The sequence below is a fragment of the Sporosalibacterium faouarense genome (assembly GCF_016765695.1).
GTDB lineage: Bacteria > Bacillota > Clostridia > Tissierellales > VENL01 > Sporosalibacterium > Sporosalibacterium faouarense.
This window is the reverse complement of record NZ_JAETGO010000081.1, coordinates 14,427-32,666: the sequence shown is the minus strand read 5'-3', so window position 1 is coordinate 32,666 and position 18,240 is coordinate 14,427. Positions and strand designations below refer to the sequence as shown.

Genomic DNA, 18,240 nt, shown 5'->3' with positions numbered 1-18,240 from the left:
TCAGGTGGAGTAGAGTCTCCATCTGAAGCCCCGATGTTCTGCTTTAGCAGAACGAGTTCACTTTCTTGGACTTGCTGCATATCTAATATTTAAGAACTCAGACAGATCCTTATCTACTGTTACTAAATCTTCTCTACTTAATTCACTTAGAGAGTTTTTTCCCATTGCTTGTGCAGCTAGTTTCATTTCAGCAACACATGATTTAAGAAAATTTCCTAAATGGGTTGCAGCTTTATCAACGTCTAGTTTATCTGTAAGTTTACCTTTGTAAAGGGCTAATTGAGTCGGTAACGTATCTGGTAGAGCTTTAACAGCTTGACATTGTATAGCTGCGAAAATTGCAATTGAACCAATATATATTGCATCAGCTCCCAGAGCTAAAGCCTTTAAGAAATGGCCTGGAGTAGTTAATCCTCCAGCAGCGATAACACTAAATCGTTCTCTTATTCCATTATCCTCTAGCCAATCTATTGTTCTTGCTAAGCTATGTAGTGTAGGAAGGCCTAAATTATCCTCTAAAGTAGGTGGTGCAACTGCTGTTCCACCTTCTGCACCATCAATAACAATGAAATCGGCTTTTGTTTTAGCTATAATCTCCAACTCATATTCAATAAAGTCAGTACCTGCTATTTTAATACCTACAGGTACAGCATAAGAAGACTTTAAGTTATCTATTAATTTAATTATCCCTTCTGTAGAATCTATTTTAGGTTCTGGCATGCGAGAATATAATGTAGCATTTTCACCATCCTTTAGATGCCATGTATCTTTTAGATGGCTTTTTATGTCTTGAGATTGCATTACAGATTCAACTGCACCTCCCCATGCCCCTTGACCTAGTTGTATTTCTATTGCATCTAGTTGACTAAGGTGTTCAGGGCTAGTCTGCCAACCACCTCGATTATATTGGCCTATGACAAATTTAGCAGTATTTCTTACTTCCTTTGTTATGCATGATTCACCAGTATTGGTTGATGTACCAGCAATTGAGGCACCTTTAGCAAGAGCTTCCTTCATTCTCAAACTTAGAGAGCCTCCATAAGACATACCTGTAATCATAATAGGAATATCTAGATTTATAGGATTAGATGATTTTGGTCCTATTATTGTACTAGTAGAAATATCATCAATATTATCAGTAGGTAGATGAAACAATTGTCTAGGATTCATCAAAATTTTATCCCAAGGAGATAACACTATATTACTGCCATAGGGCAGATTTAATTCTTTCCCAGATTCAGCTCTCATACCAGCCTCTATTATAGCCTTTGGTGTAAGTTTTTGAGCAGCTGTTATCATAACATAGGGATTATCAGGATAGCTTTCTGTGAACATTTTAACTGTAGCATCATCTACTAAGGGGTCCATCATTCTAAGTAGTAACCAATTTAACAAAAAAACACCTCCTTTTAGATTAATAGTAGTATGGGATTTACTAAACAAAAATATTACATTATTTTAGAGTTGGAGATGGTGTTAAATATATTATTATATGGGTATGAAATAAATATGATTACATATATATTTGGAGATTTTATATCCATAAAAAGAAGGGAGCGATTTTGTGACTGTTTATGAACTTGCAAAAAAAATGGAGCAGGATGGAGAAAAGTATTATAGGGAATTAGCTGATAAGGCTAACAGTAGTGGATTAAAAAGTATATTTTTAAGGCTTGCTAATGATGAGAAAAGACATCAGCAAATATTGGATAATATAGAAAAAAACTTTGATTTTTGTGACGATAAAGCAGAAGTAAATGATGAAGAAACAGTATTCTCTGAAAAACTTAAGGAAATCAATGACTTTCATTTAGATAAATCCCATATAGAGACTTATGAGTATGCTGCAAAACTTGAAAAAGAAAGTATAGAATTCTATACTGAAAAACGGGAAGGACTAGAACGAAAATGTGAAAGGATGACTTTTAATAGACTTATTAAAGAAGAGAAGAAACATTTAGAGGAATTAGAGTTTGTTATAAGACATTTAAGAAAGCCAAATGAATGGGTAGAGGATGCAGAATTCACTCATGGAGAAGAGTATTAAAAAATCATTAGTTTATTAGCAAATAGAAAGGGACTTCATTTGAAGTCCCTATATATATATATTTATGTTTTTAAACTATTCCTTGAGCCATCATTGCTTCAGCTACTTTTAAGAATCCAGCTATGTTTGCACCAGCAACATAGTTTCCTTCAATTCCGTAGTCTTTAGCAGCTTTATTAGCTTGCTTGAAGATGTTTACCATGATAGCATCTAATTTAGAATTTACTTCTTCGAAAGTCCAAGATAATCTCATGCTATTTTGAGACATTTCTAAAGCAGAAGTAGCAACTCCACCAGCATTTGCAGCCTTAGCAGGAGCTAATAATATTTTATTTTCTAAGAAGAATTCTACAGCTTCATTTGTACAAGGCATGTTAGCACCTTCACCAACAGCCATTACACCATTCTCTATTAAAGCTTTAGCGTGCTCTATACTAATATCATTTTGAGTTGCACAAGGAAGGGCGATATCACACTTAACTCCCCATACCTTTTCTCCTTCATGATACTCAGCTTCAGGATGGATGTTAACGTATTCCTTAATTCTCTTTCTCTCAACTTCTTTAAGTTGCTTAACTGTATCCAAGTTGATTCCATTTTTGTCATAGATATAACCTTTAGAGTCAGACATAGCTACGACCTTTGCACCGTACTCAGTTGCCTTTTCACATGCATAGATAGCAACATTACCAGAACCTGAGATTACAACTGTTTTTCCTTGGAAAGATTCATTGTTAGCTGCTAGCATTTCCCTTACGAAATATACTAGACCATAACCAGTAGCTTCTTTTCTTGCTAAAGAACCACCATAAGTTAAACCTTTACCAGTTAGGACACCGTTTTCAAAAGCTCCTCTAATTCTTCTGTATTGACCATATAAGTAACCGATTTCTCTTCCACCAACCCCAATATCTCCAGCTGGCACATCAACATCAGGACCAATATGTCTGTAAAGCTCAGTCATGAAGCTTTGGCAGAATCTCATTACCTCAGCATCTGACTTACCCTTTGGATCAAAGTCAGAACCACCTTTACCTCCACCGATTGGAAGGCCAGTTAGTGAGTTTTTGAAGATTTGCTCAAATCCTAAAAATTTAACTATTCCTAAGTAAACAGAAGGATGGAATCTAAGTCCGCCTTTGTAAGGTCCTATAGCACTGTTAAACTGTACTCTAAAACCTCTATTAACTTGCACATTACCTTCGTCATCTACCCAAGGTACTCTAAACATGATTTGTCTTTCAGGCTCTACCATTCTTTCAACTATACCAGCTTTAGCATACTCAGGATGTTTCTCTAATACAGGTTCTAATGATATTAAAACTTCTTCAACAGCTTGGTGAAACTCAGATTCGCCTGGGTTTCTTGATTTTACCTGCTCTAAGATGTTTTCTACTACTGACATTTAATCAACTCCTTAATATAGTTTAATATAGTAAAAAAAACTAGTTATATAACTAATAAAGCTCCACCAATAATTATAACACTAATAGGTTTCTTTTGCATGTTAGAAAAAATCAGTAGAAATCCTAGTTAATTTCCTAAAATTTTCAACATTATTAGTTTATAACTCAAAATCTCTTAAATATACCACCAGATTAAATTATATAACTAAATATTTTTTTTGCAATAAAAAAAGCAATTTTTTTAACAAATCTTAAATATTTCATCAAAAAAAACTTAAGACAGTAAGTTTTAGTATTTTTTTACCAGGAAAAGTAGTAACCTTATAAGATAATGGTATAATAAATATGACAAGGAGGTATTAATTGTGAAAATACTAATAAAAAATGCCAATGTGTTATCAATGGCAAATGACAAAGAAATTTTAGAAAATGTAAATATAAGTATTAAAGATGGAAAAATAATGACTATAGGTGATATTCCAGAAGATTTTACCCCTGAGAGCATAATTGATGGGAGAGAAAAAATTGTTATGCCTGGGCTAATAAACTCCCATACTCATGTTGCAATGTCAGTTTTTAGAAATTATGCTGATGACCTTCCTTTTTGGCCATGGTTAACGGAAAAGATATGGCCATTAGAAGAAAAATTGATTGCTGAAGATGTATACTGGGGTTCAATGCTTAGTATTATTGAGATGATTCAATCAGGAATTACTTGCTTTGCTGATATGTATTTCTTTATGGATGAAACAGCAAGGGCAGTAAAAGAATCGGGAATGAGAGCATCTTTGGTAAGGGGACTTACAGGAGAAGGTGAAGAAGGTATTGACAAGATAAAGGAAACAATAGAATTTTATAAAAGATGGAACAATGAAGCTGATGGCAGAATAACTGTAGAAGCAGGGCCCCATGCTCCTTATACTTGTAGCGCTGATTATTTGGAAAAGATTATTAAGATGGCCTCAGACCATGATATGAGAATACATATACATTTATCAGAAAGTAAAAAAGAGGTAGAAGATAGTTATAAAAAACATAATAAGTCTCCAATAAAACATGTTAATGATATAGGGTTATTTGAGCTTCCAACAATGGCTGCCCATTGTGTTCACGTTTCTGATGAGGATATAAATATTTTAGCACAAAAGGGAGTTAGTGTATTGAATAACCCAAGTAGTAACTTGAAGTTAGGGAATGGATTTGCTCCAGTAGAAAAGATGACTGAGCAGGGAATAAACGTAGCTTTAGGAACAGATGGGTCATCCAGTAATAATAATTTAAATATGTTTGAAGAAATGAACTTAGCAGGTCTAATAAATAAAGGTGTGAACCTTGATTCAACTTCTATTCCAGCTTCTACAGCTTTAAAGATGGGTACTATAAATGGAGCAAAGGCTTTAGGATTAGATTCAATGATTGGAACCATTGAGGAAGGAAAAAAAGCTGATATCATTTTAGTGGATATGAAAAAAGCACATCTTTATCCAAAACATAATTCGATTTCTGCACTGATTTATTCGGCTCAAGCAGCAGATGTAGATACAGTAATAGTTAATGGTGAAATTCTTATGGAGAACAGAGAGCTAAAGACAATAGATGTTGAAGAAGTTATGTTTAATGCAGAAAAGTTTGCAAAGGACCTTGTGATCAGAAAGAAATAAGTACTTTTATAAAGTTAAATTTAATCATGATATGGATAATTGGAAAGGGTGAGATTTATGCAAGAGCTCAAAGCAATAGAATTTAAGAACAATAAGCTTTATTTAATTGATCAAAGAAAGCTACCACTAATTTATAAAAAATTCAAGTGCAATAACTATATGGACGTTGAATTTGCTATAAGAGAAATGGTGGTTAGAGGAGCGCCAGCAATAGGAGCAGCTGCAGCATATGGTGTAGTATTAGCTGCAAAAGAATTTGTTAATAAAGACAAGAATTCTTTTATTGAAAATATGAATCAAGCTTGTAGCTTATTAAATAAAGCAAGACCTACGGCTGTAAATCTTATGTGGGCAATTAAGAGAATGAAAGAAATCATTACTTCCAATCAAGACTTAAATGTTGAAGAAATGTGCATAAAATTAGAAAAAGAGGCAGATAGAATTTTAATGGACGATATTGAAACTAATAAAGCTATGGCTAAGCATGGTAACAAAGTGGTTCCTAACGAAGGGACTATATTAACCCACTGTAATACTGGTGCATTGGCTACAGCAGGATATGGAACGGCATTAGGAGTGATTAGGGAAGCCCATTACACCGGCAAAAATATTTTTGTTTATGCTGATGAAACTAGACCTAGATTGCAAGGTGGAAGGCTTACAGCATGGGAACTTAGACAAGAGAATATACCGTCTAAATTGATAGCTGATAGTGTAGCTGCAACTCTTATTAGAGATAAGAAAATAGATGTTATTTTAGTTGGAGCAGATAGGATAGCATTAAATGGTGATACTGCTAATAAGATTGGAACTTTTATGCTATCTGTGGTGGCAAAAGTATATGGAATACCATTTTACATAGTAGCACCAACTACTACCATAGATTTTGATATTGAAACAGGAGAAGATATAGAAATAGAAGAAAGAAGTAGTAAAGAGGTCACCCATATAGGGGAAACAAGAATTGTACCTGAAGATATGAATGTTTATAATCCTGCTTTTGATGTGACTCCTAATGAAAATATAACGGGTATAATTACGGAAAAGGGGATTATTCAGAAGCCTTTTAAAGAGAATATTTTAAAATTAAAGAAATAAAAAATTAAATATATCTAAATTTAACTACGAGGTGAGTCAGCATGAGAAGAGCCATTATTGGAGGTACAGGAGTATACAACGTAGGAGGAAAAAGCACTAAGAAAGTTATTAAAACTATTTATGGGTCTGTAGAAGTGGATATTGTAGAAATAGATAATGAGGAGATAATATTCTTAGCTAGACATGGAAGGGATCATTCTAACCCACCCCACCTAATAAACTATAGAGCTAACATGAAGGCTTTGGATGATTTAGGAGTAAAGTTTATCTATTCAACAGCAGCTGTGGGATCATGTAATAATAATTTTGAGCCTGGAGATGTAGTTGTAATAACTGATTTTATTGATTTTACAAAAGCAAGACCTATAACCTTTTATGACGGTGGGAAGCAAGGAGTTAAACATACTGATATGAGTGACCCATATTGCAAAAATCTTCGACAAGAGTTTGGAAAGAAAGCGAGAGTAAATGGAATTGAAATTAAGGGTGAAGCAGTTTATGTATGTACTGAGGGACCTAGGTTTGAAACCGCATCGGAAATCAAGATGTACAGTAAATTAGGTGGAGATGTTGTAGGGATGACCAATGTACCTGAGGTAGTATTAGCGAAAGAATTAGGAATGTGCTATTCTGCTATAGGAATTATAACTAATTGGTGTACAGGATATAAAAAGGATGTGATAAATCTTCATGATATAGAAGGTTCAATCAAGAAAAATAAGGAATTAATCACGAAGACATTTATTGATATCCTAAGAAAGGATTTGAAGCAAGAAAACTGTATGTGTCATAAGGCGATTATTGAATTGTAATAGTTATTGAGGGGAGTGTTTATTATTTTGCATATAAAATTCCACAAAATTAGGGAATCTGTTATAAATACTGGAATAGATATGTTGAATTCACAGCTGGTTGTTGGGACTTGGGGAAATATTAGCGCCAGGGTACCAGATGAGGACTGCATCGCTATAACTCCAAGTGGAGTTGACTATAATAATATTATTCCAGAGGATATTATCATTATGGATATGGATGGAAATATCATAGATGGGGATAAAAAGCCATCAATAGAGTATAATTTGCATTTAGCTATATATAAAGCTAGGGCAGATGTGAATGCAATCGTTCATACCCATAGTACATATTGTACTGCCATGGCTATTGCTAGAAAGTCAATACCAGGTGCGGCTGAAGACTTAGTTCAAATTGTCGGTGGAGATGTAAAGGTGAGTGAATATGTATTACCTGGAACAAAAGAGTTAGGTGAGGCTGCAGTTAAGGCATTGGAAGGTAGAAATGCTTGTATTCTAGCAAATCATGGATGTTTAGCAGCAAGTAGAAATCTAAAAGAAACATTGAAAACTGCTCTAATAGTGGAGAAGTCTGCTAAAGCGACGATATATGCTCAAATGATGGGTGGAGTAGTAGAGCTAAGTCAAGATGATATAGACTTTATGAGGGACTTTTATCTAAATAAATATGGACAAAGATAATATATATTAGAGACCGGAGGTATAGAATGGATAAAAATAAAAAATATGGGTTTGATACTACGTCGATACATGCTGGAGGAGAAGACGAAAAAAATCCTAAGAATGCATTAAATCCTCCTATATTTCAGACATCTACCTTTGTATTTAATGACACTGAACATGTAAGAAAGGTAATGAGCTTTGAAAGTAGTGACTACGTTTATACTAGAGGTAATAATCCTACTCTTAGATTATTCGAAAACAGAATGGCAGCATTAGAGGAAGGTAAGGCCTCAGTTGCTTTTGCTTCTGGAATGGCTGCTATTAGTTCAGTTCTTTTTTCCTTTTTAAAACCAGGAAACAATGTAATCATTAATAAGACCCTTTATGGATCTAGCTACAGTGTTGCTACACAATTATTACCTAAATATAATGTAAATTATAAAGTAGTAGATTTAAGTAATTTAGATAGTCTGGAAAAACAAATAGATGAAAGCACTAAGGTTATATATTTTGAAACTCCTGCTAATCCCAATTTGAAGATAATTGATATCAAAAATGTAGTTGAAATTGCTCATTCTAGAGGAATTAAAGTGGTGATAGATAACACATTTGCCACTCCTTATTTTCAGAGGCCCTTAACATTAGGTGCCGATGTGGTAGTGCATTCAGCTACAAAATATATATCTGGTCATGGAGATGTTGTAGCTGGAGTTGCTATTTCTAAGGATGAAGAATATATACATAAGCTAAAGTTTGATTATATGTGCGAATTTGGTGGGGTTATGAGTCCCTTTAATGCATGGCTACTTCTTAGAGGATTAAAAACTCTCGGAGTAAGAATGCGTGAGCATGAGAGAAATGCAATAAAAGTAGCTAAGTTCTTGAGCAATCACCCTAATGTTAAGGAAGTTCTATATCCTGGGCTAGAAAGCTTTCAAGGACATAACATAGCTAAAGAACAGATGGATGGATTTGGGGCTATGATTAGCTTTGAAATCAAGGGAGAATTAGATGATGCAAAAAAAGTAGTAGATAGTGTTAAGCTTGCCCAATTGGCTGTTAGCTTGGGAGATTGTGAAACACTAATTGAACTTCCAGCAGCAATGACTCATCTTGGATATCCAAAGGAGAAATTAGAGGAATTTGGATTAACAGAGAGTATGATCAGGATATCCGTTGGAATAGAGAACGTTGAAGATATAATTGAAGACTTAGATAATGCCTTATGCAATATATAATTTAAGGTGTTTTTAAATTAACTATTAAGAGTCTTTTTAAAGGGACTCTTAATTTCGTGATAATTTCATAGTATATTTACTATGTATGTACTAATCAGAATTTTAATAATTTGTAGGACTTTTATTATATTACAGTACTATTTAATGTATAACTTGCATAAAAGGAAGAAGTTCAAATAATAGTTGTTCCTCCAGCTTCAAAGGCTACAGTAAAATTCATAGTAGTTGTAGGATTAATATATATGATTAATTCAACTGCAGAGGCATCTCTTCTAGTTCCAGCTGCAAAAACCAAATCATAGGGAATATTAGCTTCTATTAATAGAGCTTGAGCAGTCATTAACTGCTCAAGTCTAATAACATCATTATTTATAATTCTCTGAAAGACTTCAGCAGATAAGATTTTTAAGAGTTGTTTGCTAATGTTAACCATGATAGACCACCTTTCTTCCTCCTCTTATTATTATATGTATGATTAACTATAATGGGATATATTATAGAGTTGGGCATAAAATCAATGTAAATAAGTCTCTATGCTATGTTGACAAATATTAGAAATTGTATTATACTGTTTATAATTCGTAATGAAAGGAGAGGTTGTATTATGAAAAAATTAAATGTGTTAGTGTTAAATTCATTAAAAGAAAAAAATATGACTGCTCCTAAGGATAGCTTATTGTATTAATATATTAATATGCTAAATTGTTAATGATGAATTATATTTATAAGACAGTATAATTACATTTAAATTGAGAATTAGATCCTTAGAGCAGGGAACTCCTAGCTTTAAGGGTTTTTTATATCTGTATACTAGCTATTCAATGATTCAGTCAAGGCAAGTATATTGTAATGATTGACTGATGATTAGCAGTATTAGTTGTGCAAAAATACCCTTAAGATAGATGTATTCTATTTTAAGGGTATCTTTATGCTTTTTTATACTTTATTCCAATATTAAAAAATCAATGCTAGGAGTTTCAAAGTACAGTTATTCCAAGAGTGGAGGGAGTATTTTGAAAAATAGTTATCGTGTAATTCATACTAAAAAGAATATTAGTTATACTTATAAAAGGGTGGAGGTAGATAGTGTTGATGAATATTAAGGAGAAAATTTCTTTAGAAGATTTAGGTTGGAATAAGGGACTGCAAACACAATTGGAAGAGTTTAATATTGAAAATGACTGTGAATATAAAATCGGCAGAGTAGCTGTAGAATATAAAGGATTATATAAGATATTTACATCTGTAGGAGAAATATTAGGAGCTATATCAGGTAAAATGCAGCATAATGCTATTGACAGAGAGGACTATCCAGCAGTTGGCGACTGGGTCATAATAGATAGAACAGACCAAAAAACAGGGAATGCTATAATCCATTCAATTTTCCCAAGAAAGAGTAAATTCTCGAGAAAGATTGCAGGTAATCAGGCAGGTGAGCAAATAATTGCTACAAATGTAGACTACTTGTTTATATGTATGTCTTTGAATAAAGACTTTAATCTAAGAAGGTTAGAACGGTATCTTATAATGGCATGGGAAGGTGGAGCTAATCCAGTAGTACTACTTACTAAGTCAGATATTAGTGATAATATTGATGAAAGAATTAATGATGTCGAATCTGTAGCATTTGGAGTGAATGTTCATGTAGTTAGTTCGGTTACTGGAGACGGGATAGATGAAATTTATCAATATATAGATAAGGGTACTACGATTGCATTTATTGGCTCATCTGGAGTTGGTAAATCTACCTTAATCAATTATTTAGCTGGAGAAGAAAAGTTAGAGACTAGGGATATTAGGGAAGGTGATGATAAAGGTAAGCATACAACTACCCATAGAGAACTTATCTTGCTTAAGGATAAGGGAATTGTGATTGACACTCCAGGAATGAGAGAACTTCATATATTAGATGCAGAATCAGGGATTGATAATACTTTTAGCGATATAGAGGAATTGGCAGCTAAGTGTAAATTTAATGATTGCAAACACGACAGTGAGCCTGGCTGTGCAATTAAAGGAGCGATTGATAATGGATCATTATCTGAAAATAGATTTGCAAACTATCTAAAGCTACAGAGAGAAGCTGAGTATATTCAAAGGAAAAATAAACTTAAAGAAATGAAGGTAAATAAAAGGGAAAAAAGAAAATAAATGCATAAAGTATATACTAAGTAAAATACAAGTATGGATATAGCAAAATAATTATTATTTGTGTGGATTGGATTTTGAATCCTTTAATATATTTAAGAAGTAAATTTTTTAGGGAGTGGTAATATGAAGTTTGAATTTGTACCAATGACTTTAGAATATGCCAAGGCTATTAAGACATGGAAATACGAAGGTTACGTTAAGGATATTTTTACTGACCCATATTTTGAAAGCTATACTGAAACTGGAGTAGTAAAGGGGCCTGCTGGATGTGATGCATTTGCTGTCTTAAGTGATAATAATTTAGCTGGATTATTTGAGTATTATCATAATGATGGAATAATTGAAATAGGTCTTGCTTTAAATCCTAAATTTACAGACAAAGGGTTGGGCAAAGAATTTGTGGAGCAAGGCATTAACTTTGGAATACAAGAGTTTGACTATCAAGGAGAATATATTGAATTAAACGTAAATGTTAATAATAAGCCAGCAATAAGAGTTTATGAAAAGGCTGGGTTTGTGAAACATAGTCAAGAAGAGGATATGATTGGGATGAGAAAAGTAATGGACCTGTCTCACAATGATTTTTAAAATCATTGTGAGATAGCTCTTTTTTCTATTAATTCCCATTATTCACAACTTTATTTCTTATAAAAAATGCTATGCTTCCAATCATCCTTAAGCATCCTACTACAATCAATGCTACATATATGGTAAACTTGTCCTTTATCGCTACACCTATAATTGGAGAAAAAGTAGCTGAGATATTAATTAAAGTATTATATAACGCGATATAAATAGTTCTATTCTTATCAGGGACAACTTCTAGTAAAATATTGAACAATATTAGAACTGTTCCAGATACTGATATACCTATTATTATATTAAAAAGAACTAAAGACAACAGACTACCAGAAATCGCATATAAGATAGGAGTTATAGCCATACCAAAGGTTGCTATGCTTAGCATCATGCTGTTTCCTTTTCGGTCTGCTAACTTTGCCCAAATAGGATAAGCTAAAAAGGATGAAATGCTACTTGCTATGGTTATTGCACTTAACCATATTTCATTAGCCTCCAAGTATTTTACTGCATATAGGTTAAATAAAGGCCATCCCATTTGCCATCCAAAATGAAATAACAGAGAACATCCTGTAAAAATTAAGAATGGTTTTTGCTTTAATAAATTATCTTTATGAAGTATATGTTTTAATGATTCCCAATAGGATGTGCCTGTAACCCGTTTTGCAGACTTTATCCCTCTAAGCTTAAAATACGAGAACACTTCCATTTGAGCAATTAGAAATGCAATTATAAAGAAAATTTGGTATAAGACTATTGTTTCTCCATTTGTATTTGGAACTCTTGTCAGCAACTGACCTGATACGAACGCAACAAGCATTCCAAAGATTGTAGAATACTTATTACGTAGACCCATGGCCCTACCTCTATCTCTTATATTAAATACGTCCCCAATGCTAGATTGAAATCCAATAATAGATATTGAGCCAGGCAAATTCATAAATCCAACTAGTAAAACAAAAATCCAAGGTTGATAGTTTTTATTGAAAAAAGGTACAAATGCTAAAAATAAATAGAATAGCTTATGGCAAAAAATGATTGAACCTGTTATTTTTTTCTTATCCTTAAAGTTATCAATTAAAATTCCACCTGGAATTAATGCAAAAACACTAATTAAAGCTGGAAGTGATGATAAGTATGCAATTTGATAATCACTTGCACCAATTCTTTCTGCAAATTTAACAAAGTATGGATTCACTAGATTTGTTGCAATAATAGCAGCAATTCCGTTGAAAATATTAATTTTAATATTATACCTTACTAATTTCTCTCTAAAAATTAACTTATTCCCCAATTTTAATTCACCCCCAAGAAAGAGTTTCGAGTCACTAAATATTATACAATAATTCAAATTATTAAGCTATCATATAATTTTTGATTATTATTAAAAAAAGGTAACAATAGTACAAAATGATATTAAATGAGGAAGTTAGATAAAATTTGGTATGGAATTTTCTCAAGTAGAATTTCACATAATTATGTAATAGATATATTGAGTTTCTAGTCTTTTTGCTATTTAAAATATTGACAGAAGTATAGGAATAATTTACTATTATAATTAGAGAGTCGAAATAAGTTTGACAGTATTCAATTGGTGTTACTTATAGGACTGATAAAAGAATTCAGAATCTTGCAAAATTATTGACTGATTACTAACTGAGTATTAAAGAAGGTGATTATTTATAAAAGAAGTTATTAATAAATAAGAGAATTGCATATGTAAGAAGAGCTTGATATGTAAATATAAAAAATTTTAACAACCAATTTTCTTGGTATGATTGGTAAAATTTAAAGGGGTGATAAGATGAGTAAAGTTAAATCAATACCTAAAGAGGATTTTAAGTATTTCGTTGAAATAGCAAGAAATGCTTACCCCAGAATGAAAGCAAGTAGTGTTGAGGATAGAGAAAAAACAGCTGAAAGATTTGCAAAGATACAAGAAGAAAATGAAAATCAAAATTTTTATGGTCTGTATAGAGATAATAAGCTTCTTGGAGGAATGTTACACTATGATTTCGTAATGAATTACGATTCTCAAATCATTGATGCAGGTGGTGTGGGATTTGTAGGAGTAGAATTTTTACATAAGAAGGAGAAGGTTGCTAAAGAATTAATAACTTTCTATTTAAATCATTACAAGGAAAGAGAAATATACATGGCTGTATTATATCCTTTTAGACCAGATTTCTATAAGAAAATGGGGTTTGGATATGGTACTAAGATGAATCAATATAGGATTTCACCGAAGTACTTACCAAAGGGCGAGTCTAAAAATAATGTTTTCTTTGCAGGAGAAAAGGACAAAATAGAACTATTAGATTGCTATAATAGATGTATGAAGAAAACTCATGGCATGATTAAAAAGAATCTAAAAGATATAGAAAATATATTTAAGAATTCTGAGAATAGAGTGATAGCATATAGGACTAATAATAAAATTGAGGGATATCTAATTTTTAACTTTAAATACAACGATAATGATAGCTTTCTAGAGAATGATTTGAATGTTAGTGAATTTATTTGCGAGAAGAAGGAAGCGCTATCTGAGATATTGACTTTCCTTAATACCCAAAGTGACCAGATTAGGTATATAATATTAAACACTCAGGATGAGTTCTTTCATCATTTATTATCAAACCCAGTAAACGGAACTAATAATATAATACCCTCCGTTTATCATGAAAGTAATGTACAGGGTGTTGGACTAATGTACCGTGTGATTGATATTAGAGGAATATTTAAAGTACTAGGAGAACATAATTTTGGCAATGAAAGTTGTAAGATTAAGCTAAATATTGAAGATAGCTTTATTTCAGAGAATGATGGCAGTTATATAATCGATTTTAAAAATGGAAAGGCTAATCTGTCAGAAGATGAAGACTTTCAAGTCGAAGTATCAATGGATATTTCAGATTTTTCATCACTACTTATGGGAGTAATAAACTTTAGAAATCTATGTAATTATGGATTAGTGAGAATATCTGATGATTCCTATATAAGTAAAATAAATAAGATATTTCATATTGAAGAAAAACCTAAGTGTACTACTGCCTTTTAAACTGAAAGTCATTATCCCATTTTAGGGAGAATGACTTTCTTTTAAATAGTATTATAGTACTAAAAAACCATTTAATTATTCATAGGATTTATAGTATAATCATATTGGGAGGGAATGCCATGTTTTCAAAGGATTTTAATATAGATTTAGATATTATAAATAAAAAAAATATCCCAATATTGATAAATGTTAAAGAATGGAAGCTTTTATTTGATGAGGTGAGTAATAAAAAAGTTGAAGAATATAGAGATGAATTAAGTCAGTTGCTACAAGAGCAAAAAACTGTTGATAGAGAATTGATTCGTTTGAAGAAGGATAAAAAGAAAAATATGATGAAAATATTGAATTTATCTGATGAAGTAAATAATACTAATAATAGCTATGCTATTGAACTTTTGGATAAATGTCAGCAGGAAATTATAGATATAAATACTAGAATTGAGGAATTAACCATAAAGAGCGAAGTACTACCTAAGGAAATAAGACGATTGAATACAAATCTTTTAAAAGAGACAATAAGATATTCATATGATAAGTTAAATGAAAATGAAAAAAAACTGTCTGATGTGAATAAGGAAATAATAGAAATGCGAAATAGATTAAAAGAATTAATTGAACATAAAAATGACTATGAAGAACGTCTTAATACTACATATAGATTGTTACATGGAATTTTAGGAAATAAGGCAATGGAAAAACTAGACAAAAGTATGATAGAGTAGTATATGATACTGAAATAACAATCTGAAAGGAAGATTTTAATGTCTACTAAAATTATTTTTTTAATACTACTGGTACTTAGTGGATCAGAGATATTCTTTAATATATTCACGAAACTAATCAATTTAATATTTTCTGTTTTTGGAGATAAAATAAAGTTAGGAGAAAAGTCTAAAACGGTAATAAAAATGATTAGTGTTGCTATTTTCTTTATTTCTGTAGTATATTTTTTAATAGTGGGAATTTATAAGCTAGCAGATTTATTAGGAATACCACTTGATAAAAGCTTTTTAGAATTATTATAGATTTAAGTCCTTAAGAAAGGGCTTATTTTTATAGGGAAGGTGTAATAATGATTAAAGGTGTAGGAATAGATATAATAGAAATAGGTAGAGTTGAAAAGGCTTTATCTAATAATAAAAGATTTATAGATAGAGTATTTACGAATATTGAGAAAGAATACATAGAGAGTAGAAATGGAAACATAAATACAATTGCAGGACTGTTCGCGGCTAAAGAAGCTATTAGTAAAGCTTTAGGTTCAGGAATTAGAAACTTTAAATGGACTGATTTAGAAATAGACCATGATACTTTAGGCAAACCCTATGTAAATCTAAGGAGAGATGCTAAAGAATTATCTCATGAGCTGGGCATAGAAGATATTCAGCTGTCTATAAGTCATAGCAACGACAATGCCATATCTTATTGTATAGCACAAGGATCGAAAACAAACTTGGATACAGATGATAAAATAGATAGAATGAACATAAACCCACTTACGGAAAAATTTATTACTGAAGATAAACTAAACTCATTCACAATAATCAATAAGGATTTGACTTCAAAGCTTCTTCCTGAAAGGAATTTAGTAAGTCATAAGGGTAATTATGGAAGGGTTGGTGTTATAGCTGGAAGTATAGGTATGACGGGAGCAGCATATTTAACAGCCCAAGCATCATTAAGAAGTGGAAGTGGCCTAGTTTATGCTGTCACTCCTAAAAGCTTAACAAATATAATGGAGATAAAAACTACTGAAATAATTATAAAACCAGTAAAGGATAATGATAAGGGTCACTTTATAATAGATGCTTTAGAGGATATTAAGTCAATAGTGAGTAATTTTAACGTAATTGCTTTAGGTCCTGGATTAGGAATAGATAGTGAAAGGATTAAGGTTGTAGAAGAAATTATTAAATTTGCTAATATACCGATAGTCTTGGATGGAGATGGTCTTAATTGTATTAGTAGAAATGAAAAGGCATTGCTAGATAAAAAGGCTGAGATTGTTATCACTCCTCATCCAGGGGAATTAGCAAGACTATTAAACAAAAGCATAGAAGAGATACAAAAAGATAGAGTAAAAAATGCGAGAATTGCATCAAAAAAATTTGGTGTAATAACAGTTTTGAAGGGTGCAAACACTGTGATATGCGACAAAGAATGTAATATCTACATTAATACCTCTGGTAACCCGGGAATGGCAACAGCAGGAAGTGGAGATGTATTAACTGGTGTAATTACTAGTTTTATAGGGCAAAATATTAAAATGATTGATAGTGTGATAGCTGGTGTATATATTCATGGGTTAGCAGGTGATTTAGCAGCCTATGGGACGGGTACATATGGATTAACAGCTTCAGATATAATTAAGAAGCTACCAAATGCAATTAAATCATTAGGAGGGGTATAATGCAAGCGAGAGATATTATGACTAAAGAAGTGATTTCAGTAAATGAGGAGAATACAGTAGAAGAAGTACTGAGGATAATAGTTGAGAATAAAATTAGTGGCGTACCAGTAGTTGATGAAGATAATAAAGTCAAGGGGATTGTTTCAGAATCGGATTTAATGTTTAAAGATAGGGATATATCTAGTCCACCTTTTATTCCAATTTTTGAAGGATTTATACTTCTTGAGAGTATTAAAAAGTTTGAAGAAAAACTAAGGAAGAAAGTTGCTTATAAGGTTAAGGATATAATGACTAAGCCAGTTATCAAGGTTGAGGAACATGAAGAAGTTCATGAAATAGCTAATATAATGTTAGAAAAGCAGGTTAATAGAGTACCTGTGGTAGATGAAGAAGGAAGATTAGTAGGTATAGTTTCTAGATCAGATATTCTAAAAAGCTTTTAAGGAGTTGGAAATTATTAATGAAAAAAATATTGGTTGGTTTAATTATTTTGACAATAGCCTTTACATCCAGTGGATGTAAAGAACCAACTAATGAGGAAATATATACTGAGATACAAAAGCAGTTTAATAATATGGAGTCTTATGAATGTACAGCGACTATATTGATAAAAGGTGAAGATGCTTCTCGTAAATATAAAGCTAAGCATATCTATAAAAAGCCAGATAAATATTTAATAGAAATCATCGAACCTGAGGAAAGTAAGGGTATGATGACTATATACAATGGTAGTGAGACTTGGTTGAAGCATCCTCAAATAAATCAGACTTTTCATTTTGATAGTCAATCTGGGTTTATGGATATGAATACTTTTATTGGGTACTTTTTTAGGGTAGGTATAACAGAAAAACATAGGGAATTAAAGTCTGATATCTTGAGTAATCAGGAGCAGATAGTAATTACTGTCGATATACCTGAAGATAATAAATATAGAAAAAGTGAGAAAATATGGATAAACAAGAAGAACTTTGTTCCTTATAAGCTCTATATATTTGATAAAGAAGGTAATTCGACTATAGAAGTATATTATTCAGATTTTAAATACAATGTTGATATTAAGGATGAGTTATTTGATTTACAAACTAATTGAATAAACTGTAATATTGACAAAAGTTAT

18 protein-coding genes are annotated in these 18,240 nt (G+C 31.8%); 14 read left to right on the top strand and 4 right to left on the bottom strand.

Annotated elements, in window-relative coordinates; all coding sequences use genetic code 11:
- Window positions 1-57: 57 nt before the first annotated feature.
- A complete protein-coding gene (locus JMO20_RS15145; RefSeq protein WP_202710542.1) occupies window positions 58-1,395 on the bottom strand; it encodes an FMN-binding glutamate synthase family protein in 1,338 nt (445 codons plus the stop codon).
- Between the two features lie 169 nt (window positions 1,396-1,564).
- Between JMO20_RS15145 and JMO20_RS15140 the strand changes: the two genes are divergently transcribed.
- A complete protein-coding gene (locus JMO20_RS15140) occupies window positions 1,565-2,047 on the top strand; it encodes a ferritin family protein (RefSeq protein WP_202710541.1) in 483 nt (160 codons plus the stop codon).
- A 70-nt stretch (window positions 2,048-2,117) separates the two neighbouring features.
- On the opposite strand, the gene gdhA is transcribed toward JMO20_RS15140, so the two are convergent.
- A complete protein-coding gene (gene gdhA, locus JMO20_RS15135) occupies window positions 2,118-3,452 on the bottom strand; it encodes an NADP-specific glutamate dehydrogenase (RefSeq protein WP_202710540.1) in 1,335 nt (444 codons plus the stop codon).
- A 366-nt stretch (window positions 3,453-3,818) separates the two neighbouring features.
- Here gdhA and JMO20_RS15130 point away from each other — a divergent pair, with 366 nt between their 5' ends.
- From JMO20_RS15130 to JMO20_RS15110, 5 genes are read left to right on the top strand one after another with little or no spacing between them, the layout of a single operon-like run.
- Window positions 3,819-5,114 (top strand): amidohydrolase family protein, encoded by a 1,296-nt coding sequence (locus tag JMO20_RS15130; protein ID WP_202710539.1) that lies wholly within the window; start codon window positions 3,819-3,821, stop codon window positions 5,112-5,114.
- Between the two features lie 57 nt (window positions 5,115-5,171).
- On the top strand, window positions 5,172-6,212 hold the full coding sequence (gene mtnA, locus JMO20_RS15125; protein WP_202710538.1) for an S-methyl-5-thioribose-1-phosphate isomerase: 1,041 nt from the start codon (window positions 5,172-5,174) through the stop codon (window positions 6,210-6,212).
- Between the two features lie 41 nt (window positions 6,213-6,253).
- Window positions 6,254-7,024 (top strand): S-methyl-5'-thioinosine phosphorylase, encoded by a 771-nt coding sequence (locus JMO20_RS15120; RefSeq protein ID WP_202710537.1) that lies wholly within the window; start codon window positions 6,254-6,256, stop codon window positions 7,022-7,024.
- 27 nt (window positions 7,025-7,051) lie between these two features.
- The gene (locus JMO20_RS15115) at window positions 7,052-7,705 is read left to right on the top strand and encodes a class II aldolase/adducin family protein (protein WP_243414769.1); all 654 of its coding nucleotides are present in this window, start codon (window positions 7,052-7,054) and stop codon (window positions 7,703-7,705) included.
- A gap of 26 nt (window positions 7,706-7,731) precedes the next feature.
- Window positions 7,732-8,925: a trans-sulfuration enzyme family protein gene (locus JMO20_RS15110; RefSeq protein WP_202710536.1), complete on the top strand. Its 1,194-nt coding sequence runs from the start codon at window positions 7,732-7,734 to the stop codon at window positions 8,923-8,925.
- A gap of 172 nt (window positions 8,926-9,097) precedes the next feature.
- Here JMO20_RS15110 and JMO20_RS15105 read toward each other — a convergent pair whose 3' ends face one another.
- Complete coding sequence (locus tag JMO20_RS15105) at window positions 9,098-9,358, bottom strand: hypothetical protein (protein WP_202710535.1); 261 nt, start codon at window positions 9,356-9,358, stop codon at window positions 9,098-9,100.
- A 659-nt stretch (window positions 9,359-10,017) separates the two neighbouring features.
- Here JMO20_RS15105 and rsgA point away from each other — a divergent pair.
- Both rsgA and JMO20_RS15095 read left to right on the top strand, forming a co-directional pair.
- Window positions 10,018-11,076 (top strand): ribosome small subunit-dependent GTPase A, encoded by a 1,059-nt coding sequence (gene rsgA / locus JMO20_RS15100; RefSeq protein ID WP_243414772.1) that lies wholly within the window; start codon window positions 10,018-10,020, stop codon window positions 11,074-11,076.
- 123 nt (window positions 11,077-11,199) lie between these two features.
- Window positions 11,200-11,664, top strand: a complete 465-nt coding sequence (locus JMO20_RS15095; protein WP_202710533.1) for a GNAT family N-acetyltransferase — start codon at window positions 11,200-11,202, stop codon at window positions 11,662-11,664.
- A gap of 28 nt (window positions 11,665-11,692) precedes the next feature.
- Here the strand turns inward: JMO20_RS15095 and JMO20_RS15090 are convergent, their stop codons facing one another.
- Window positions 11,693-12,949, bottom strand: coding sequence for an MFS transporter (locus tag JMO20_RS15090; RefSeq protein ID WP_202710532.1), 1,257 nt, complete (start codon window positions 12,947-12,949; stop codon window positions 11,693-11,695).
- Between the two features lie 510 nt (window positions 12,950-13,459).
- Here JMO20_RS15090 and JMO20_RS15085 point away from each other — a divergent pair.
- The 6 genes from JMO20_RS15085 (at window position 13,460) to JMO20_RS20150 (ending at window position 18,213) form a co-directional block, all read left to right on the top strand.
- Window positions 13,460-14,713, top strand: coding sequence for a GNAT family N-acetyltransferase (locus JMO20_RS15085; RefSeq protein WP_202710531.1), 1,254 nt, complete (start codon window positions 13,460-13,462; stop codon window positions 14,711-14,713).
- Window positions 14,714-14,832: 119 nt separating this feature from the next.
- On the top strand, window positions 14,833-15,435 hold the full coding sequence (locus JMO20_RS15080; protein WP_202710530.1) for a hypothetical protein: 603 nt from the start codon (window positions 14,833-14,835) through the stop codon (window positions 15,433-15,435).
- A gap of 39 nt (window positions 15,436-15,474) precedes the next feature.
- Complete coding sequence (locus JMO20_RS15075; protein WP_202710529.1) at window positions 15,475-15,738, top strand: hypothetical protein; 264 nt, start codon at window positions 15,475-15,477, stop codon at window positions 15,736-15,738.
- 47 nt (window positions 15,739-15,785) lie between these two features.
- Window positions 15,786-17,123 carry an NAD(P)H-hydrate dehydratase gene (locus JMO20_RS15070; protein WP_202710528.1) on the top strand — a complete coding sequence of 446 codons (1,338 nt, stop codon included), beginning with the start codon at window positions 15,786-15,788 and terminating at the stop codon, window positions 17,121-17,123.
- Window positions 17,123-17,566 carry a CBS domain-containing protein gene (locus JMO20_RS15065; protein WP_202710527.1) on the top strand — a complete coding sequence of 148 codons (444 nt, stop codon included), beginning with the start codon at window positions 17,123-17,125 and terminating at the stop codon, window positions 17,564-17,566. Before JMO20_RS15070 ends, JMO20_RS15065 begins: the two co-directional genes overlap by 1 nt.
- Before the next feature lie 17 nt (window positions 17,567-17,583).
- Complete coding sequence (locus tag JMO20_RS20150) at window positions 17,584-18,213, top strand: LolA family protein (RefSeq protein WP_243414767.1); 630 nt, start codon at window positions 17,584-17,586, stop codon at window positions 18,211-18,213.
- The last annotated feature ends 27 nt before the right edge of the window (window positions 18,214-18,240 follow it).